We start from the raw sequence: 16,486 nt of genomic DNA, 5'->3' as shown, positions 1-16,486 counted from the left end.
ATGAATTACAGAATCAGGGAAATGATCAGCGAGAAGACAAAGATCAGGCCGACCAGTTTCAGGGAAGAAACGTTCTTCTTATACAGCCAAGCCAGACAGATTGTCAAAGCCAACGGCGCCAAGCCTGGAATGATGTTGTCCAGTTCCTGCTGAATATTTAAGACGTAATCGCCGATCTGAATCGCACTGGTCAACTTAAAGCCAACCCAGGAAGGAATCAGCGCGCCGACCGCCGTCATGCCTAAGATTGTGGCACTTTCCATCAAGCGGTCAAGAATGCCGGATTTATTCATATCGCGGATAACCTTCATGCCGTTTTTATAGGTATAGAAGAATCCGAAATAGGAAATACCGAAGTAGTAAGCGTTACCCAAGACAAAGAACAGGATAGCGCCGAAAATGGAGCCGTTCATCGCAAAGCCGGCCGCCAATGCGCCGATAATCGCTTCTACGGTTGCCCGCAGGGAATCGCCGATGCCTGCCAGCGGACCCATCAGGGAAGCTTTGATCGTATTGACGGATTCTTCCAGTCCCGTCCGTTCTTCGCCATAAGGCATATTGGCGATCTGTTCTTCCTGAGCGCAGTTCATGCCCAGCGTGAAGCCCATCCATTCCGGCGTAGTATTGTAGAACGCCATGTGACGCTTCGCCGCTGAGATCTGATCTTCTTTATTTGGATATAATTTTTTCAGAACTGGTGCCAATGCTGAGAAATACTGCAGTGTCTGGAAACGTTCGTAGTTGATCGTCACCATTGGGAAGCAGGAGAAGCGTAAGAAGACGCCCATCAGTTCCTTGCGGTCTAATGAAATGATCTTGTTATCGTTCATAGGTTGTTCCATTCTGTTTTCAGTCATTACATCGCACCTCCTTTTCTCCGTTTACCCTGCGGGCCGAAGAAGAAGACGAAGATCGCCATCGAAACGCCCAGCAATGCGATCGCCAGCAGTGAACCGCCGAATACAGCGCACATAACAAAGCCTACGATAAAGAACGGAATGTATTTGACTTTATACATCATTGCCAGCAGCATGCCGAAGCCAAGTGCCGGAAGCATACCCGTTGCGGCTGAGAGCCATTCAGAAATCCAAACCGGCATATTTTCGTTGACCATCGTAACAAAGCTGGAGCCGAAGTAGATGCACAGGAAAACCGGAATGAATTCAGTGATGAAGAAGACCAGCGAGCCCACCAACTGCAGCCGTGTCATCTTCTTATAATCCGCGGTTTCCGCATACTTATCCGCAATATGCATCAGCGGTGTATTGATCGTCCACGCTGCCATACGGCCTAACTGACCCATAACGGAAACCGGAACGGCGATCGCAATCGCAGTTTCCATTTCCACGCCGGTAATAATGCAGAGCGCTGTCGTAACCGTCGTCGCTGTCGTCGCATTGACCGGAATCGCCGCACCGACACCCTGAACACCCATATAAACCAGCGTCAGCGTACCGCCGATGATAATGCCCGTTCTTAAATCCCCCAAAATAAGACCGACCAAAGCGCCGCAGACGACCGGTTTGGTTGTCTGCAAGTTGACAAAGCCATAGTTTGTCCATCCAAAGAATGCACAGACAACAGAAACAAATAAAGCATATCCTAGTCCAATATTCATATTGTACCTCCTCTCTAGGATTTACTTTCATTCCCACTCTCGCTTTTTGTTTTCTCAACCTCCTATTCTATTTAATTCGGATGGCAGATTCGCCATGCCTATTTCTTGATATAATCAACAAATCGTTTTGTGATGCTCATTGGATTGGTAATCGCCGTACCGACGACGATCACATCCGCGCCGCATTCATAAGCTTTCTTCGCTTCTTCACGCGTCCAGATCCGGCCTTCCGCATTGATGAAGACATCCGGGAATTCTTTGCGGATCTGTTCGATGAGTTCAAAGTCAGCGCCTAACGCATAACGGTCCAGACTGTCCGCCGTGTACCCGGACAAGGTCGTAGAGATGATATCGGCTCCGGCCTGAACGCAAAGACGGGCATCGTTGATCGTAGCGATATCGGCCATGACTACCTGATCCGGATATTTTTCCTTGATTTCCCGAATCAGCTCATAGGCTTTGCGGCCGTTGCAGTTAAGACGGTCGGTCCCATCAACAGCGATGATGTCGCTGCCGATTTCCCGCAGCACTTCAACTTCCTTCATCGTCGGTGTGATATACACATCGCAGCCCTCGGTTTCGACTTTCCAAATCCCGATCATGACTTTATCCGGGAAGGCTTCTTTGATCATCTGAACGTTCTCCGGCCGGTTTGCCCGGAAACCAGCACAGCCGCCAATCGCTGCGGCATGAGCCATGCGGGTCATTTCTTCCGGTGGATTGAATGGATTTTCTTCCTCATTGGCTTGGCAGGAAACGATCAGTTTTCCTCGAATCTGTTGAAAAATTTCCTCTTTGTTCATAACGGCTCCTCTCTCTTTTTTGTGTCCGCAAAGGTACACCTTTATAAAACTTATGCAAGACAGGACAGAACAGAACTAAAACAGGTAAAAATTAAATTGTTTATTCATCTTTTTGGAACAAATGAAGGATATTTTATCTAAATCAGATTTGAAAGCGCTTGCGTTTCGAGCTGATGATGATATAATAAAAACATGAAAGCGCTTTTATAAAGGTGTACCTTTATAAACAGGCAGACAATTTCAGCTATTCAAGGGAGGGAATAGCTGTTTTTGTCTTCCATGCCAACGTTTGCCAAGGAGGAATTAAACGTGAATTATGGCTATGCGCGAGTATCTTCTAAAAGTCAGAATCTAGATCGTCAAATCGAAGAATTGAAAATGTTCGGATTGAGCGAGTCCCAACTCTATGTTGATTGTCAGAGCGGCAAGGATTTTGACCGTCAGGCTTACCGCCGGTTAAAGGAAGTTCTGCATCCGCAGGACTTGCTGGTGATTAAAAGCATCGATCGGCTGGGCCGCAATTATCAGGCCATCCTGGAGGAATGGGCGGATTTAACCAAGCGTCTGGAAGTCCAGATTGTCGTTTTGGATATGCCCTTGCTGGACACCCGCAGCCGTCCGGATAATCTGGTCGGCTGTTTCATCAGTGATCTGGTACTCCAGATCCTCAGCTTTGTCGCTGAAAACGAGCGGATCAACATCAAAACACGACAGGCTGAGGGCATTCGGATTGCCAAAGAAAAGGGCAAGCACTTAGGCCGGCCGCGCTACATCCCGCCACAAAATTTCAGCGAAGTGGCCGCCTGTTATCTGCGTCATGAATGTACGCTTCAACAAGCTCTGGATCAGCTGCAAATAAAAAAAAGTACGTTTTATAAATACATCCGGAACGACAATGCAGTATAATTAAATCAGGAATTTGGATTGAACAGCGGAATCCGTTGTGAATCATAGAAAGAGGATTGTTATGAAATACAGAGAAAAAGGCAAAATCCCGGCAAAGACTTCGCTGCTGGGCTTCGGCTGCATGCGTTTTCCAGTCACCGAGGATGGAAAAATCAACCGTCCGGAGACGATGAAAATGCTCGATTATGCCTATGAACATGGTGTAAACTATATCGACACGGCCTATCCGTATCACAACTTTGAAAGTGAAGTTGTTGTAGGTCAGTGGGTCGCTACCAAACCGCGTGACAGTTTCTACTTAGTCACCAAATCCCCGACCTGGATGTGCAAGGATATCGCGGATTTTGATCGAATTTTAGATGAACAGCTGACCAAACTGCAGACGTCCTATGTTGATTTCTATCTGCTGCACGCCCTGAGCCGTGAGCGTTGGGAACACATTAAAGAGATGAATCTGCTTCCGCATCTGAAATCGGTGCTGGACAGCGGCAAGGTTCGTCGGATCGGTTTCTCGTTCCACGATGATTACGAAGTGTTTGAAGAAATCCTCAATGCTTATGACTGGGATTTCTGTCAGATTCAGTTCAATTATATGGATACCGACATTCAGGCAGGTCTGCGCGGCTATGAGCTGGCTAAGTCCAAAAACATTCCGATGACGATCATGGAACCTGTCAAAGGCGGCATGTTAGCCAATGTTCCGGAAGAAATCAAAGCGGAATTCCGCCGTGTTCATCCGGATTGGAGCGATGCTTCCTGGGCACTTCGCTGGGTCGGAAGTCATGACAATGTACAGACTGTCCTGTCCGGCATGAGCACGATGGAACAGGTCATCGACAATGTCAAAACCTTCAGTGAGATCGAACCGCTCAACGCAGAAGAACTGAATACGATCGAACAGGCCCGGCAATTATTCCAGGCTCGGATTCAGGTCCCTTGCACCGGCTGCCGCTATTGCATGCCATGCCCATTCGGGCTGGATATTCCGAAGAATTTCCGGTTGCTGAACACCGCCCATGTCTACAATGTTCAGGCCGCTCAAAAAGCAGGCTATGATGCGATGGAGATTACGGAAAAGGCTTCGCATTGTCAAAAATGCGGCGCCTGCAAGACGAAATGCCCGCAGCATATCGACATCCCGAACCAGATGAACAAAGTCGTTCAGGAATTTGAAAAATAACTGAATATTAGGGCAGACTGTTTCGGAGCTCTTTTCCGGATCAAGTCTGCCTTTTTCTTTTTTCCGGAGTGCGTTATAATGAGAAAGGAATAAACAAGAAAGAGGAATATACCATGAGTCTTTTAGGGATCTCTCTCTACCCGCATCTGCAGTCAGAAGCGGTGATGAAACAACAATTAGATTTGGCAGTCACACTGGGCTACAGCCAGGTTTATACGACCGTTCAATCGCCGCAGGCCTGGAGTGCACCCAACCAGTTAAAGGCACCGTTTCAATGGCTGATCAGCGAGTGCCGGAAGATGGGCCTGACGCTGCATGTGGATATCAATCGCCGGATCATGGATCAGCTACACGCGGAACCGAACGATCTGTCACCGTTTGTTCATCTGGGAATTCGGATTGTACGGCTGGATTTTGGATTTGAGGAGGATCACGAGCTGGTCGCTCAGATGACCCGCAATGAAGACGGTGTGCTGATCGAGGACAATGCTTCGATGCAGGCGGAGCCGATCAATCGGATCAAAGCGATTCAGCGTCACGGCAATCTGGAAAATTACGTCGCTGTCCATAATTTCTTCCCGCATCCGGATACTGGAATGTCGTTTATTGACACGTATAAAAATGCGAAGCTGTTTAAGGCCTGCGGGATCCGCACCGGTGTATTCATCAATTCGCTGGATGCCGACAATTTATTGTTTGCCTATGGCCACGGCTTATGTACTGTGGAAAACCATCGTTACAAACCGGCTTATTTGAGTGCTGGGGAACTCACAGCAACCGGTATGTTCGACTACATCTTTTTTGGCGACGGCAATCCTTCACGGACAGAAATGGAACAGGTTCAGGAAATTGTCCACAACCATTGTGTCTGCGTACCGGTTTACTTTAACTCCAGCCTGGATCCTGACCTGCGCCAAAAGCTGTTGAACATAGTCTTAAAGTCGCGCAGTGATCAGCCGGAATTTATTTTACGGGCAACTCAGACTCGCGGCCTGGGTTCGGTTTGTGCTCAGCCCGTTTCTGATCGCGATAAGCTGTGCATCACGCTGGACAACGAGCTCTCGGGCAAATATGAAGGGGAACTGCAGATCGCATTGAAAAGCATGCCTGGCGTTGAATACGCCAACGTCATCGGTCAGGTTGACATGTTGGCAGAAAATCTGATCTCCTTAATTCGTTATGGCAAAGTAGCCTTCCGGTTAGTGGAAGCAGAAAAGATTCAAAACGCTACCGTAGCTCAGCACGAAAACTAATCTTTCATTCTGATCCTCGATTATCAGAAAGAACCATGGCTTAACGGTTGTAATGTTTTCATTCTGCCGATTGGGTCATTTCCTATTGTTGCGCTTGGTTTAGAAGTGCTGCTGGCCTGATGGTGAACTTAGTCGTTTTATTCTTTACTTCAAGAACGGGTAATTTCATTTTTGCAGGTCTTTCAATGGTTTCCGCATCCATTTTATTATTAGCCTCATTAATTTATGATATTACTGTGCGAAAGTACGAAAAGAGAGATGACAGCTCGGAATAAAGCACTTGTTTAGGAAAAACAAATGATCATAAGGACTAATTTCTTTTCATGATTATTAGTCCTTTTTTATTTGACTCGTAAAGTTATTTTACAATCCATTGACCTGATTTTCGGCTGCCAGCACGCTCTATCAAACTTTTTTCTCTTAATTCTTTTATGACTCTTCTTATCTGCCTTTCAGAACGGTTCAATTTTGCGGCAAGCTGCGCCTGTGTTACATGAGGATTTTCCTTTATTACTGTTATAACTATTTTCTCCAAAGAATTTTCTATTAGGTCATTTAATGGGTCATTTATTAGGACATTCTGACCTTTTAAAATATTTGGTTGTTTCAAAGGTGTAAATTTCACCATAATATCTTCTAAATTAAGCTTATATTCTGGACCAGGAACACCATGATTTTTACACGCTTCACATATCTTTTCGATCCCTCGTCCCCAGGTTTCCACATATCCTGCCCTGAAAAAACCATTAGCTATATTAGGATTGTAAGGCTGTGAACGATGACGTTCCATCAGCGTATCGACTGACCACCCAATCGGAAAAACACAGTCATTGCTGATATAAACCGCATCTTCATGGATCCGAATCTGAATTGGAACTAATGCTGCATAATTGGAATGGATTATTGCATTATACACCGCTTCCCTGACAGCCGCTTTGGGAAGCGGATAAGTTTCAATTCTTGTAACGTTATCATAGGATATCATTGCCTTCATATATTTTAAATAAATTAATTCGACAACCCTATCTGCCTGGATGAACAAAGATCCATGGATCTCATCCTGATAGCGCAAATCGGATCCCTCACCAAAATATCCAATTTTGATATATGCACCAGTAACCCATTTTTCCGGATTACGATGGAATAAAAGAATTGCCGCCCGTTTCAGCTTTCCCTGACCAAGAAGACCAAGGCTGTCAAGAAGCTGTCTATTGCTCATCTTCAGATCTTCTTCAGTCATACGCCCGCTTCGCAGAGCTTCTCTTCGGAAAATGTCGAAACTCTCTTTGTCCAATTCTTCAACTGTAACACTATCCATTGGAACGGAATCCCATTTATAGCCCGTTTTGGATAGTAAGAATTCCGTCAAAGCAGCACCTTTAAGAAGCTGCTTTGTACTTCCGCTGCGATAATGATATTCACCCTTATAATTCACTGGATAACTACTCGGGGCAACACATATCTCTATGTAATCTTTATCATCTTGTCCTAAGAGATTGACATCTACGAGAATACCGAGAATATCCCGCACTTTGTTGGGAATATCTTCTAAAAGCTTTTTACTGTCTGGCACACCAATGATCGAGCCTTCATCATCAGTACCGATATAGATCTTGCCTCCCTGAGCATTTGCAAAACCACAGATCCACTTTAAATACTCATCACGCCAGGATTCTTTCCATTCTATGTTCTGATTTTCAGGCATATATTTCCTCCTACTCCAATTCGAAGCATTTATACTTAAAAAGAAACCTCGTTCGTTACGAAAATCGAGAAGACTTAGATTCAGCCTCTTTTGAGCTATTATATATCATTCAAATGAGTTATTCAACTCATTGGAGTTTTATATATTCTGTATGCTAAAAAAGGAACGGTAAGATTATGCAGTACACACTGTACATAATTTTGCCGTTCCTCTTTTGTTGCAAATAAGAACCTTGAGTTCATCACATTCTATGTGTTTTCACATCGACAGTTCCTCTTTTATCAACACTACTATCTTTATCGAAATACTTGAAAGCCTAATTTTTCAAGATTACCAGCATAGGCCTCCTGAACTTCGTTAAAAGACATATAGTTTTTATGTTCATAAGGAATCTTTCCTTCATACCACGGACCACAAATCTCCGCTTGTCCCTTTTTATCAAATCTTGGATAGGCTGTAAAACCCTTATGTCCCAATTTTCCCTAGACATGATACCGATTGCTTTCATTTCAACATCCTTAGATTCGATTTAATACCAGTCATGTTTTTCGCCCCGATCAAGGGCATTAATCCTCGCCATTTCATCATCCGACAGTTCAAAATCAAATAATTCTATATTTTCACGGATATGTTCTGGATTACTGGAACCCGGAATAACTACGACCCCTTTCTGCAGATTCCAGCGCAGGATAACTTGGGCCGCAGAAACCCCATGCGTTTGGGCGATGGTTATAATAGTCTCATCGTTTAAAAGTTCAGCTGTATGTCCTCTGCCGCCGAGGGGATACCATCCTTGCATAACCATACCAAGATCCTGGATATATGGAATAACATCATTTTCTTGATAATAAGGATGAATTTCATTTTGGATCAAGGCAGGCATAATATCGATTTGAGGCAGAAATTCTTCTAATTCCTCAACATACCAGTTTGATAAGCCAATCGAATGGATCTTACCTTCACTCACCGCCTGTTCCATAGCTTTATATGCCTCCACATCCCCTGTTCCTGGGTGATGCAATAACATCATATCTATGTATTCCAAACCCATTCTCTCCAATGCGTCATCAATCGCATTGGCAGCATCAGAAAATTGATTGGGATAGAGCTTGGTGATCACGAATATTTCTTCTCGGGGTACCTCTGAATCGCTTACTGCACGTCCAACGCTTGCTTCATTGTGATACATATAAGCCGTGTCGATCAATCTTCCGCCGAATTGAAGCAATGTAGTTACGGAGTTATAACATTCTTCTTCAGAAAGACTATAAGTTCCCAAACCCATGATCGGCATTTCGTAACCACTGTTCAGCATAACCGTATGCCTTTCAAAATCGAAAGCAGATTGACTTTCTGCTTTCTCAGGCAGGATCCCGATTTCTCCCAGCCATTCTTCAAGCTCCTGCTTTGACGTTCCTGCCGCAAATCGACGGCCGTCAAGCCAATCTGCATTTTCCGCTAATGTATGAAGATTCTGACTGCTTGATCCGATATCGCTGCTTTGGGAGGTGCAAAAGGTCACAATTGTTTTTCCAGAAAAATCGTAGCTTTCCAAGAAAGTGCTGATAATTCTCGGCGCCTGTCCATGCCATATCGGATAACCGAGCAGGATCGTGTCATAGTTCTGCATATTTTCGATATGCCCGACAATTTTAGGACGCGCTGAGAGATCATTCTGTTCCTGATCGGCACGCCCGTCCGTATAGTAAGCCAGATCTTCTTCTGTATAAGGAATTTCCGGTACAATTTCATAAATATCCGCATTCAAAATTTCAGCGGCCTCTTCGGCTATGGATTTTGTTGTTCCAGTTGCTGAAAAATAGATCACTGCCGTTTTATTGGATGATCCATCTTCATGATTCATAATCCCCTCACCTTCCATAGTATCTGTACTTTGTACCTTTAAATCTTTGTTTGATTGATCCGCTTCTTTGCTGCAAGCCGCAAGGCTGAACAGCATCGTCAGAACCGTGATCATGACTGTGAATCGTTTCATCCTCTTTCCACTCCTTTCCTCATAAAGAGAAACTCCAGATCTTGAATCTCGACTGATTCCTGTGAACCGTTTAAGAAAAACACTATGCCTTTTTCTTATCTGTAGGATTTTTCAAAAATACCCGCACAGTCTTCATCGGTCAGTTCACAAGGATTAGCCTCAAATAAACCTCCCTGCATAGAGCGAGCACCTTTGGCCAATGTCATCGCCTCATCACGAGTAAAGCCAAAATCGCTCATTTTCAAATCAGCTACTCCGCAAGCTTCCTGCAGCTGTATCAGGGCTGTAATAAAATCCTCCGGCTTCTTTGCATTTTCGATGCCCATGGCTTGGGCCATTTTTATAAACTGCTGATCACAAGCTTTTTTTTCAATAAAGAATTCCGCAAATGCTTTAGAAATTAGAATCAGTCCGGCCCCATGCGGAAGACTAGGATGGTAAGCACTCATTGCATGCTCCATGCTGTGCTGCGCTGTCGTCGATGTTAGCTGCATCGTTATGCCAGCCATCGTACTGCCATAAGCGACATGTTCCCTGGCTTCAAGATCTTGACCATTTCTTACAGCACGGGGCAGATATTCTGCAATACTTTTTATTGCTGAGAGCGCAATCGTTTCACTCAGCAGATTAATTCCTTTGGACATCATGACCTCTGTATGATGAAACAGAGCGTCAAAGCCTTGATACGCTGTATATTTTGCAGGAACGCTCAGCATCAGTTCAGGGTCAACAATAGCAATGACCGGCGTCAGCGAGGGATTGCCAAAACCAATTTTTTCATGGGTTTCCAGATTCGAGATGACGCCAAAACCATTCATTTCTGACCCTGTCCCTGAAGTAGTTGCTATCGCAACAATGGGAAGCCCCTTATTGACTAGCGGCTGGCATCGCCCCGTTCCTCCCACAACATAATCCCAAAGATCTCCGTTATGGGTCGCCATTGCGGCAATCGCTGATGCGGAATCGATCACCGCCCCGCCGCCTAAAGCTACGATAAAGTCACAGGCATTTTCTTTTGCCTTCGCCGCCCCTTCCATAATGACTTCCTTGACTGGGTTTTCCATAATTTGATCAAATATGATATATTCGATCTTCGCTTCATCAAGCTGAGACAGTGTTCGATCAAGATAGCCGTTTATTTTTGTTGATTTCCCATTCGATATCAATACCAGCGCCTTTTTCCCTGGCATCGTCAGACTTCCCAGCTGATTCAGTGAACCAGAGCCGAAGTAGAGATTAGTTGGGTTATTAAAATTAAATTTCATCCTTGTCTTACCTCCTAAAATGTTTCTTTTTGAATTTTGTATACCAAATAGTCAAGACAGTCGATTTGTTTTTGCCTGAAATGAATATTCTCAAGCAACGTCATTCTGTGATGCAGAAGAAGCGGCAGCATCCTTTTGACCTCTCCCTTTTCCGCTAAAAGCATACATTTTTCGGTTGTCTCCTCATTACAGCCTGCATCTTTCAAGTTTTGATAAATAAGTCCCATCGTATCCATTGCTTCTGCCAATTTCTTTGCCGCTCCTTTTCAAAATTATTATATTGGAAGCATTGCGATATATCCAATACTCGAATTCTATATCGTGATATTCATTTCAAGAATATCAAACACCTGATATAATATTGAAAAGCCATTCAGCTGGGAGGCGAACTTATGGAAATTCGTGTGCTTCGTTATTTTTTGGAAATTGCCCGAGAAGGAAATATGTCACGAGCCGCAGAAAGGCTTCATGTCACACAGCCAACATTATCCAAACAGATGAAGGATTTAGAACAGGAGCTTGGGAAGAAGTTATTCCGCCGCGGCAGTTTCAGCGTAAGTCTAACCGACGAAGGCATGCTGCTGCGAAAAAGAGCTGAGGATATTCTTGAAATGGTCGATAAAACGCTTGATGAATTTAAAGCCCTTGATCCAGTTTTAGGCGGAGAAGTGTATATCGGGTGTGCAGAGTCTTATCAAATCAAGTATCTTGCGCAAACGATTAAGGCGTTTAAAGAAAAATACCCATTATTTCGTTATCATCTTACCAGCGGGAATACTGAACAGGTTACTGAGCGATTAGATAAGGGATTGATTGATTTCGCAGTCATTGTCGAACCGCCAAACCTGTCTAAATATAACTATCTCGAGGTGCCCGAGATCAATACATGGGGTTTAGTCATGCGCAAAGAAGATCGTCTTTCTCAGAAAGAAGAAATAAGCGTTGAAGATTTATATGGACTAAATTTGATCTGTTCGGCGCAGGCAATGCAGGTTGATATTCCCCGATGGTGTGGTGAAAAAGCGGATACGCTTCAGCTCTCAGGCACCATCAATCTTCCTTACAACGGATCTGTCTTTGTTAGAGAAGGATTGGGATATATGCTCTCGTTTGATAAACTTGCCGATACCGGTAAAGACAGTGAATTATGCTTCAGACCGTTAAAACCACCTTTAGAAACGAAAATGTATGTGATCTGGAAAAAATATCAGGTCTTCACACCGATTGCGGAATTATTGCTGGAAGAACTGAAACTTCAGATCAATAAGTCCCTAGTTGATTCTTGTTCTCCTTGACCTTAAGAAAGATACAAACTCATTGTGTCAACTATGGAATCGTACCTTTTTCCTGATAGTTAAACCTTGTACAGGCACAGCTGCTGACTTTATCAGTCGCTTCATTTTTTCAGTGATATCCCGGCTGCAGCACAATCAAATCCAACCGCTTTATCCCCATCCGGTCTTTGTTAAGACTATGGATAAAAGCTATGCCCATAAACCGGCAGCATAGAATTTTCACCTGTGCCGCTCATGTTTTTCGGCCTGAATTTCCGTTTTCCGTTCATAAAGTCTTTCTTTTACAATCATCGCATTTTGCCAAAAAAAAGAAATCGTCGGCGGACTTGTACGTCTCAACGATTTCTAACCAACACTCTTAATTCAATATAAGAGTTTATTGCCTTTTTCACACAATTCATAAATTTCATCATATTTCTTTTCGATTAAAGGTTTAATGCGCTCTGTTTGAGTCACCACTTTTTTCTTATACAGAAAATACGGAAAAATCCATCCTAAAAACCCAGGTACCGCAAGCAGAATGCAAAGCAGGATCCGCGGAGGCTGAGCGGTTATTGCGAAGGTGGAACCCGCCATAAAAGCCGTCCCAATCAGACCTAAAACAAGGGCATACATTGTTGCGGTGGATGTTTTATTCTTTTCCAGTTTCTCAATTTCATCAACACAGGCTTCAAAGTTTCGCTGCAATCTTGTCAGCTCTACTTTATTGACAATATTCCGGTTCCTTTTTAAATAAAGCGTTTCCGTTTTTTTTATATTTATCGGAATTGGATTGTTTTGAGAGAAGGAATCGCTGAGTTCCCAGCCAAAGCATTCATAACCATCCATTAAAAGAGGAATCCAGCTGCTTTCAGCATTGATTTCCTTATACTCATATCCGACGAATCGCTTTGGCCGGTTTTCTTCATTATCCATTTATGCACTCACTCTCCATTCTTTCTTTTGCGCCGGCCGCAGGCAAGGTTACCGTAAAGGTACTGCCCTTTCCTTCTTCACTGGTGACCAGGATTTCTCCTTCCATCAGATCGATAATCCGCTTTGCCAGTGCTAACCCCAAACCATTGCCTTCCTTTGAGTGAGAAGGATCTCCCTGATAAAATTTATCGAAAATATGTGCTTTTATTGTTGGACTCATGCCGCAGCCCGAATCTGTTATGGACACCCTTACTTTTTGATCTTGCGTCCATTGCTTTACCCACACTGTGCCCTCGGGTTCTGTAAATTTCAGCGCATTGGACAATAAATTATTCCATACCAGTTCCATTAAATTTTCATCTGCGATCACATTGGCCGACTCCTCAAGCTCTGTCGTCAGCTCAATTTTTCTTTCCTCCCAGCTTCCTTCAAACTGAAGGATACATTCACATACCTGGCGGCACACATCATATTCTTTGATTTCCGGATTGATACTCTGATTTTCCAGTTTATTGAGCTTGAGAATATTGCTGATCAGATCGGAAAGCCGCACGGAAGCATCAATGATAGCCTGGGCATACTCCGCGGATTCCGCCTCCTCCAAATTCCCATTCCGGATCAGCTCCGCGTAATTTTTGATCACCGCAATCGGCGTTTTCATCTCATGGGATACATTGGAAACAAAATCTGATTTTAGCGTTTCAATGCTTCCAAGCTCTTCAATCATCTTATTAAAATCCAGAATCATCACATCTAGATAGTCAAGCTTATCCGAAGTATGGAGCGTCGGCATGTAGACAGAAAAATCACCTTTAGCTACGCTTCCAGTCGCTCTGGCAAACTGCTGAAGCGGTACATCGTAGGTTTCTTTCATTTTTCTGCGGGTAAACAACGTGAGGCCAATAGCAATCAGTCCCCAATAAAGAATCGGCAGCAGCGTTTTGATCAAGTCATTCCATTCTGCTGTATTCATATAAACAATTAATCCTGTATGCAAACCTGACATCAGCAGCAAAACACCCAGGTAGACCAGAAACAAAGAGGGCGGAAATCGACTGTCATTTCTTATCCTGGTCTTTTTCTCCTTATTTCCCGTCATTGCAGCACCGCCTTGTACCCTAAACCTCTGACGGTTACGATCTTGAAACCATCGCACGCTGATAATTTATCCCGCAGTTTGGTTACATACACGTCCACAGCCCGCAAACTCGCATCACTGTCTGATTCCCAGAACTCATCCATCAGCTGGGCACGGGAAAATGTCTTTTTGGGATAAGAAAGCAGCTTATAAATCAGATTAAATTCCCGTGTGGTCAGCGGGACTTCCTCGCCGTCAACTTCCGCACTGATCGCATCGGCATCCAAAACGAGATTGCCTACGATGATCTTTCTGTCCATCTCAATATTGGCCCGCCGCAGCAGCGCTCTTACCCGAAGAATCAGTTCGTCCAGATCAATGGGTTTTACCATGTAATCATCAATCCCCAGCTGAAATCCTTTTTGTTTGGAAGGCAGATCATCCTTTGCCGACATGAACAAAATCGGAATGGTTCGATTTAACTCCCGTACGGTTCGGGCAAACTCAAACCCATCAATCTCAGGCATCATAATATCAGAAATAATCAGCTCAAACAGCTGGTTATACATTGCATCGTAAGCCGCATTCGCATTCAGGCAGCCTTGAGCATGAAAACCATTCTGCGTCAGATACTTACAGACAATCTGATTTAACTTTGGATCATCTTCTACGACCAAGATATTGATCATCATCCATTCCTCTCTTTCATTACTCTGCCAACGCACAGGCCCTGGACTCCCATCGCAAAGATCATCACGCATACTCCGCTGCCTGTCATTCCATTCATCAGTTTGACAAATTCCGCCTCAGCGGGCTGTGCAAAAGACGAAAACAAGGCCGTCTGAAGAATCAAAATGGATACGCAGGCGTCCGCATAACCTATTTTGCGAATGATCATCAAAAGCGGTGAACGCAGTTTTTTGACTTTGATCATATTAATCATGGACAACGTAATGCGATAAAACGCATAAGCTGCCGCAGCATAGATGGTCAGACCCGGATAGGTTTTTCCGCCGGCCGAAAACTCCAGCAAAATGACCATGCCCGCCAGAACCAGAGCCAGGAGTAAAAACAGAATACTGTCTTGAGAATACACCCTGAACTCTTTTTGTTTCCGGACAGGATCCTGGGTCATTTGAGAAATCTTCCAAGCCTGACTTACCGCACTGATCCGCATGATGCTTAATAGTATGTAATAAGCTGACAGCGTACCCAACCAGGCAGAGTGACTGACGATTCCAGTCACCCCATTCAAGACAGCGAACAAAACGTTCCCAATAACCCCAGGCACTGACAGGACAACTGTCCTCAGCCGATCATCGCAAGCCATCCTGCTCACATAAGGATTAACCGCAGCCACTGATTTTACAGTCTTTTTCATATGGCGGCCAACATCGCTCACCAAACAAACAATGCCAGCCGCAAAAGTAAGCGCCGTTAATCCATAACACCCGATGGCTGCAAGATCATTAAAACAAGCATAGAACACGTTGATCATGGATAAAATAACAAAAACAAACATGGATCCATAGAGCAGCAATCTGTATTTCAGAGCCAACTGCGGCATTTGAAATTGTCTTCTCGTCTTTTGTTTGTTGAATTTCCTCCGCATGGCTTCATCCTTTCTATTATTTTATCATACTCTGCGATTGTTTCTGTTTTGTTTCTGCTTTATGTTTAAATCATGAACAGAGAAAAAGCATGGCAGAATTGCACAGCCATGCCATCAGTCTCCAGCTTTTCTTCTTACTTTAATCCCTTCACAAAAGGAATTAGACAGATCAGCGTAACGATTCCTGCGATTCCAATGACAATTCCCATAGTCAAATGGCTCCATACCAAGGTAAGACACATACCCACACCCAATAAAAGTGAACCCAAAATTCCGATTAAAATTGCCACAAGGGTTTTTCCAGACAGCTTGATGGGTTCCTTATTTTCCATCTTTCGCCAAACGCCGATCATGATCAGCAGAACGATCATCCCTGCGACGCCCATAATAACGCCAGGTCTGAAAGCATTCCATTCCGGAATCATCGTCATGCACATCCCAAGCGCAAACAAGATCCCTCCTATGGTACCTAAAATCATCGCGGCAAATGTACTCTTTTTCATGGTTAGATTCCTGCCTTTCTTTCTGATTCCGCTTTTCGATTCTCAGTTTTTTGCCGGTCTCTCTGCATCGCAGATTGAGAAGCAATCCTGCGTTCTTCACTTTCCTTCTTCATTTCTTCTCTTTCTTTTTGCTGCCGAGTCAGCCGAGCTCTTGCTTCCGCGACAGATTCGCCATCCCTGGTCAAAAACTGGTCTACAAAGTGATCCGCCATCTTGTCGAAGCTTCCAACAGCCTCGTCTTCAATTTTTTTGTAACCGCCAACGACACCTTCCTCAATCCTTTTGTATCCTTCGACGACGCTTTCCGCAATCCGTTCATGAGTCTTGATTAATTTCGATTTTGCCATCTTGTTTTTC

At 44.2% G+C, this 16,486-nt stretch carries 17 protein-coding genes; 4 read left to right on the top strand and 13 right to left on the bottom strand.

The features are described from left to right. Positions 1 to 5: 5 nt before the first annotated feature. The 3 genes from MCG46_RS01120 to MCG46_RS01110 form a co-directional block, all read right to left on the bottom strand. On the bottom strand, positions 6 to 857 hold the full coding sequence (locus MCG46_RS01120; RefSeq protein WP_240276851.1) for a PTS system mannose/fructose/sorbose family transporter subunit IID: 852 nt from the start codon (positions 855 to 857) through the stop codon (positions 6 to 8). Continuing rightward, complete coding sequence (locus tag MCG46_RS01115; protein ID WP_020225382.1) at positions 857 to 1,618, bottom strand: PTS mannose/fructose/sorbose/N-acetylgalactosamine transporter subunit IIC; 762 nt, start codon at positions 1,616 to 1,618, stop codon at positions 857 to 859. Before MCG46_RS01115 ends, MCG46_RS01120 begins: the two co-directional genes overlap by 1 nt. A 98-nt stretch (positions 1,619 to 1,716) precedes the next feature. Then, the gene (locus tag MCG46_RS01110) at positions 1,717 to 2,421 is read right to left on the bottom strand and encodes an N-acetylmannosamine-6-phosphate 2-epimerase (protein ID WP_240276844.1); all 705 of its coding nucleotides are present in this window, start codon (positions 2,419 to 2,421) and stop codon (positions 1,717 to 1,719) included. Positions 2,422 to 2,730: 309 nt separating this feature from the next. Between MCG46_RS01110 and MCG46_RS01105 the strand changes: the two genes are divergently transcribed. The 3 genes from MCG46_RS01105 to MCG46_RS01095 all read left to right on the top strand — a co-directional run bounded on the left by MCG46_RS01105 (position 2,731) and on the right by MCG46_RS01095 (position 5,760). Then, positions 2,731 to 3,327 carry a recombinase family protein gene (locus MCG46_RS01105; protein WP_240276842.1) on the top strand — a complete coding sequence of 199 codons (597 nt, stop codon included), beginning with the start codon at positions 2,731 to 2,733 and terminating at the stop codon, positions 3,325 to 3,327. 61 nt (positions 3,328 to 3,388) lie between these two features. Beyond that, positions 3,389 to 4,507, top strand: coding sequence for an aldo/keto reductase (locus MCG46_RS01100; RefSeq protein WP_240276841.1), 1,119 nt, complete (start codon positions 3,389 to 3,391; stop codon positions 4,505 to 4,507). 113 nt (positions 4,508 to 4,620) lie between these two features. Continuing rightward, a complete protein-coding gene (locus tag MCG46_RS01095) occupies positions 4,621 to 5,760 on the top strand; it encodes a MupG family TIM beta-alpha barrel fold protein (RefSeq protein ID WP_240276840.1) in 1,140 nt (379 codons plus the stop codon). 358 nt (positions 5,761 to 6,118) lie between these two features. Here MCG46_RS01095 and MCG46_RS01090 read toward each other — a convergent pair whose 3' ends face one another. The 4 genes from MCG46_RS01090 to MCG46_RS01075 form a co-directional block, all read right to left on the bottom strand. Continuing rightward, positions 6,119 to 7,465, bottom strand: a complete 1,347-nt coding sequence (locus MCG46_RS01090; protein WP_240276839.1) for an RNA-binding domain-containing protein — start codon at positions 7,463 to 7,465, stop codon at positions 6,119 to 6,121. A 529-nt stretch (positions 7,466 to 7,994) separates the two neighbouring features. Beyond that, positions 7,995 to 9,461, bottom strand: coding sequence for an aldo/keto reductase (locus tag MCG46_RS01085; RefSeq protein ID WP_240276838.1), 1,467 nt, complete (start codon positions 9,459 to 9,461; stop codon positions 7,995 to 7,997). A 95-nt stretch (positions 9,462 to 9,556) separates the two neighbouring features. Then, on the bottom strand, positions 9,557 to 10,726 hold the full coding sequence (locus MCG46_RS01080) for an iron-containing alcohol dehydrogenase (protein ID WP_240276836.1): 1,170 nt from the start codon (positions 10,724 to 10,726) through the stop codon (positions 9,557 to 9,559). Positions 10,727 to 10,740: 14 nt separating this feature from the next. Next, positions 10,741 to 10,974, bottom strand: a complete 234-nt coding sequence (locus MCG46_RS01075; RefSeq protein ID WP_240276835.1) for a hypothetical protein — start codon at positions 10,972 to 10,974, stop codon at positions 10,741 to 10,743. Between the two features lie 144 nt (positions 10,975 to 11,118). On the opposite strand from MCG46_RS01075, the gene MCG46_RS01070 reads away from it, so the two are divergent. After that, complete coding sequence (locus tag MCG46_RS01070; protein WP_240276833.1) at positions 11,119 to 12,021, top strand: LysR family transcriptional regulator; 903 nt, start codon at positions 11,119 to 11,121, stop codon at positions 12,019 to 12,021. A gap of 363 nt (positions 12,022 to 12,384) precedes the next feature. Here MCG46_RS01070 and MCG46_RS01065 read toward each other — a convergent pair whose 3' ends face one another. From MCG46_RS01065 to MCG46_RS01040, 6 genes are all read right to left on the bottom strand, one after another. Next, on the bottom strand, positions 12,385 to 12,936 hold the full coding sequence (locus tag MCG46_RS01065; protein WP_240276830.1) for a hypothetical protein: 552 nt from the start codon (positions 12,934 to 12,936) through the stop codon (positions 12,385 to 12,387). Next, positions 12,929 to 13,909 (bottom strand): HAMP domain-containing sensor histidine kinase, encoded by a 981-nt coding sequence (locus MCG46_RS01060; protein WP_240276828.1) that lies wholly within the window; start codon positions 13,907 to 13,909, stop codon positions 12,929 to 12,931. The genes MCG46_RS01065 and MCG46_RS01060 overlap by 8 nt, the downstream gene beginning before the upstream one ends. 122 nt (positions 13,910 to 14,031) lie before the next feature. Then, positions 14,032 to 14,706 carry a response regulator transcription factor gene (locus MCG46_RS01055; protein ID WP_240276826.1) on the bottom strand — a complete coding sequence of 225 codons (675 nt, stop codon included), beginning with the start codon at positions 14,704 to 14,706 and terminating at the stop codon, positions 14,032 to 14,034. Beyond that, complete coding sequence (locus tag MCG46_RS01050; protein ID WP_240276825.1) at positions 14,703 to 15,581, bottom strand: hypothetical protein; 879 nt, start codon at positions 15,579 to 15,581, stop codon at positions 14,703 to 14,705. Before MCG46_RS01050 ends, MCG46_RS01055 begins: the two co-directional genes overlap by 4 nt. Positions 15,582 to 15,760: 179 nt before the next feature. Continuing rightward, a complete protein-coding gene (locus tag MCG46_RS01045; protein WP_240276824.1) occupies positions 15,761 to 16,129 on the bottom strand; it encodes a hypothetical protein in 369 nt (122 codons plus the stop codon). 2 nt (positions 16,130 to 16,131) lie between these two features. Continuing rightward, positions 16,132 to 16,476, bottom strand: coding sequence for a hypothetical protein (locus MCG46_RS01040; RefSeq protein ID WP_240276820.1), 345 nt, complete (start codon positions 16,474 to 16,476; stop codon positions 16,132 to 16,134). Positions 16,477 to 16,486: the final 10 nt, after the last annotated feature.

This window comes from Holdemania massiliensis, from assembly GCF_022440805.1.
In the GTDB taxonomy this organism is placed as follows: Bacteria; Bacillota_I; Bacilli_A; order Erysipelotrichales; family Erysipelotrichaceae; genus Holdemania; species Holdemania massiliensis_A.
This window is presented reverse-complemented; position numbering and strand designations above follow the sequence as displayed.

Excerpts from the sequence above, each read along its gene's own strand:
- MCG46_RS01115 (WP_020225382.1), bottom strand. The coding sequence starts at position 1,618 with ATGAATATTGGACTAGGATATGCTTTATTTGTTTCTGTTGTCTGTGCA.
- MCG46_RS01070 (WP_240276833.1), top strand. The coding sequence starts at position 11,119 with ATGGAAATTCGTGTGCTTCGTTATTTTTTGGAAATTGCCCGAGAAGGA.
- MCG46_RS01090 (WP_240276839.1), bottom strand. The coding sequence starts at position 7,465 with ATGCCTGAAAATCAGAACATAGAATGGAAAGAATCCTGGCGTGATGAG.
- MCG46_RS01095 (WP_240276840.1), top strand. The coding sequence starts at position 4,621 with ATGAGTCTTTTAGGGATCTCTCTCTACCCGCATCTGCAGTCAGAAGCG.
- MCG46_RS01060 (WP_240276828.1), bottom strand. The coding sequence starts at position 13,909 with ATGAATACAGCAGAATGGAATGACTTGATCAAAACGCTGCTGCCGATT.
- MCG46_RS01100 (WP_240276841.1), top strand. The coding sequence starts at position 3,389 with ATGAAATACAGAGAAAAAGGCAAAATCCCGGCAAAGACTTCGCTGCTG.
- MCG46_RS01110 (WP_240276844.1), bottom strand. The coding sequence starts at position 2,421 with ATGAACAAAGAGGAAATTTTTCAACAGATTCGAGGAAAACTGATCGTT.
- MCG46_RS01055 (WP_240276826.1), bottom strand. The coding sequence starts at position 14,706 with ATGATGATCAATATCTTGGTCGTAGAAGATGATCCAAAGTTAAATCAG.
- MCG46_RS01080 (WP_240276836.1), bottom strand. The coding sequence starts at position 10,726 with ATGAAATTTAATTTTAATAACCCAACTAATCTCTACTTCGGCTCTGGT.
- MCG46_RS01085 (WP_240276838.1), bottom strand. The coding sequence starts at position 9,461 with ATGAAACGATTCACAGTCATGATCACGGTTCTGACGATGCTGTTCAGC.
- MCG46_RS01065 (WP_240276830.1), bottom strand. The coding sequence starts at position 12,936 with ATGGATAATGAAGAAAACCGGCCAAAGCGATTCGTCGGATATGAGTAT.
- MCG46_RS01050 (WP_240276825.1), bottom strand. The coding sequence starts at position 15,581 with ATGCCGCAGTTGGCTCTGAAATACAGATTGCTGCTCTATGGATCCATG.
- MCG46_RS01040 (WP_240276820.1), bottom strand. The coding sequence starts at position 16,476 with ATGGCAAAATCGAAATTAATCAAGACTCATGAACGGATTGCGGAAAGC.
- MCG46_RS01045 (WP_240276824.1), bottom strand. The coding sequence starts at position 16,129 with ATGAAAAAGAGTACATTTGCCGCGATGATTTTAGGTACCATAGGAGGG.
- MCG46_RS01120 (WP_240276851.1), bottom strand. The coding sequence starts at position 857 with ATGACTGAAAACAGAATGGAACAACCTATGAACGATAACAAGATCATT.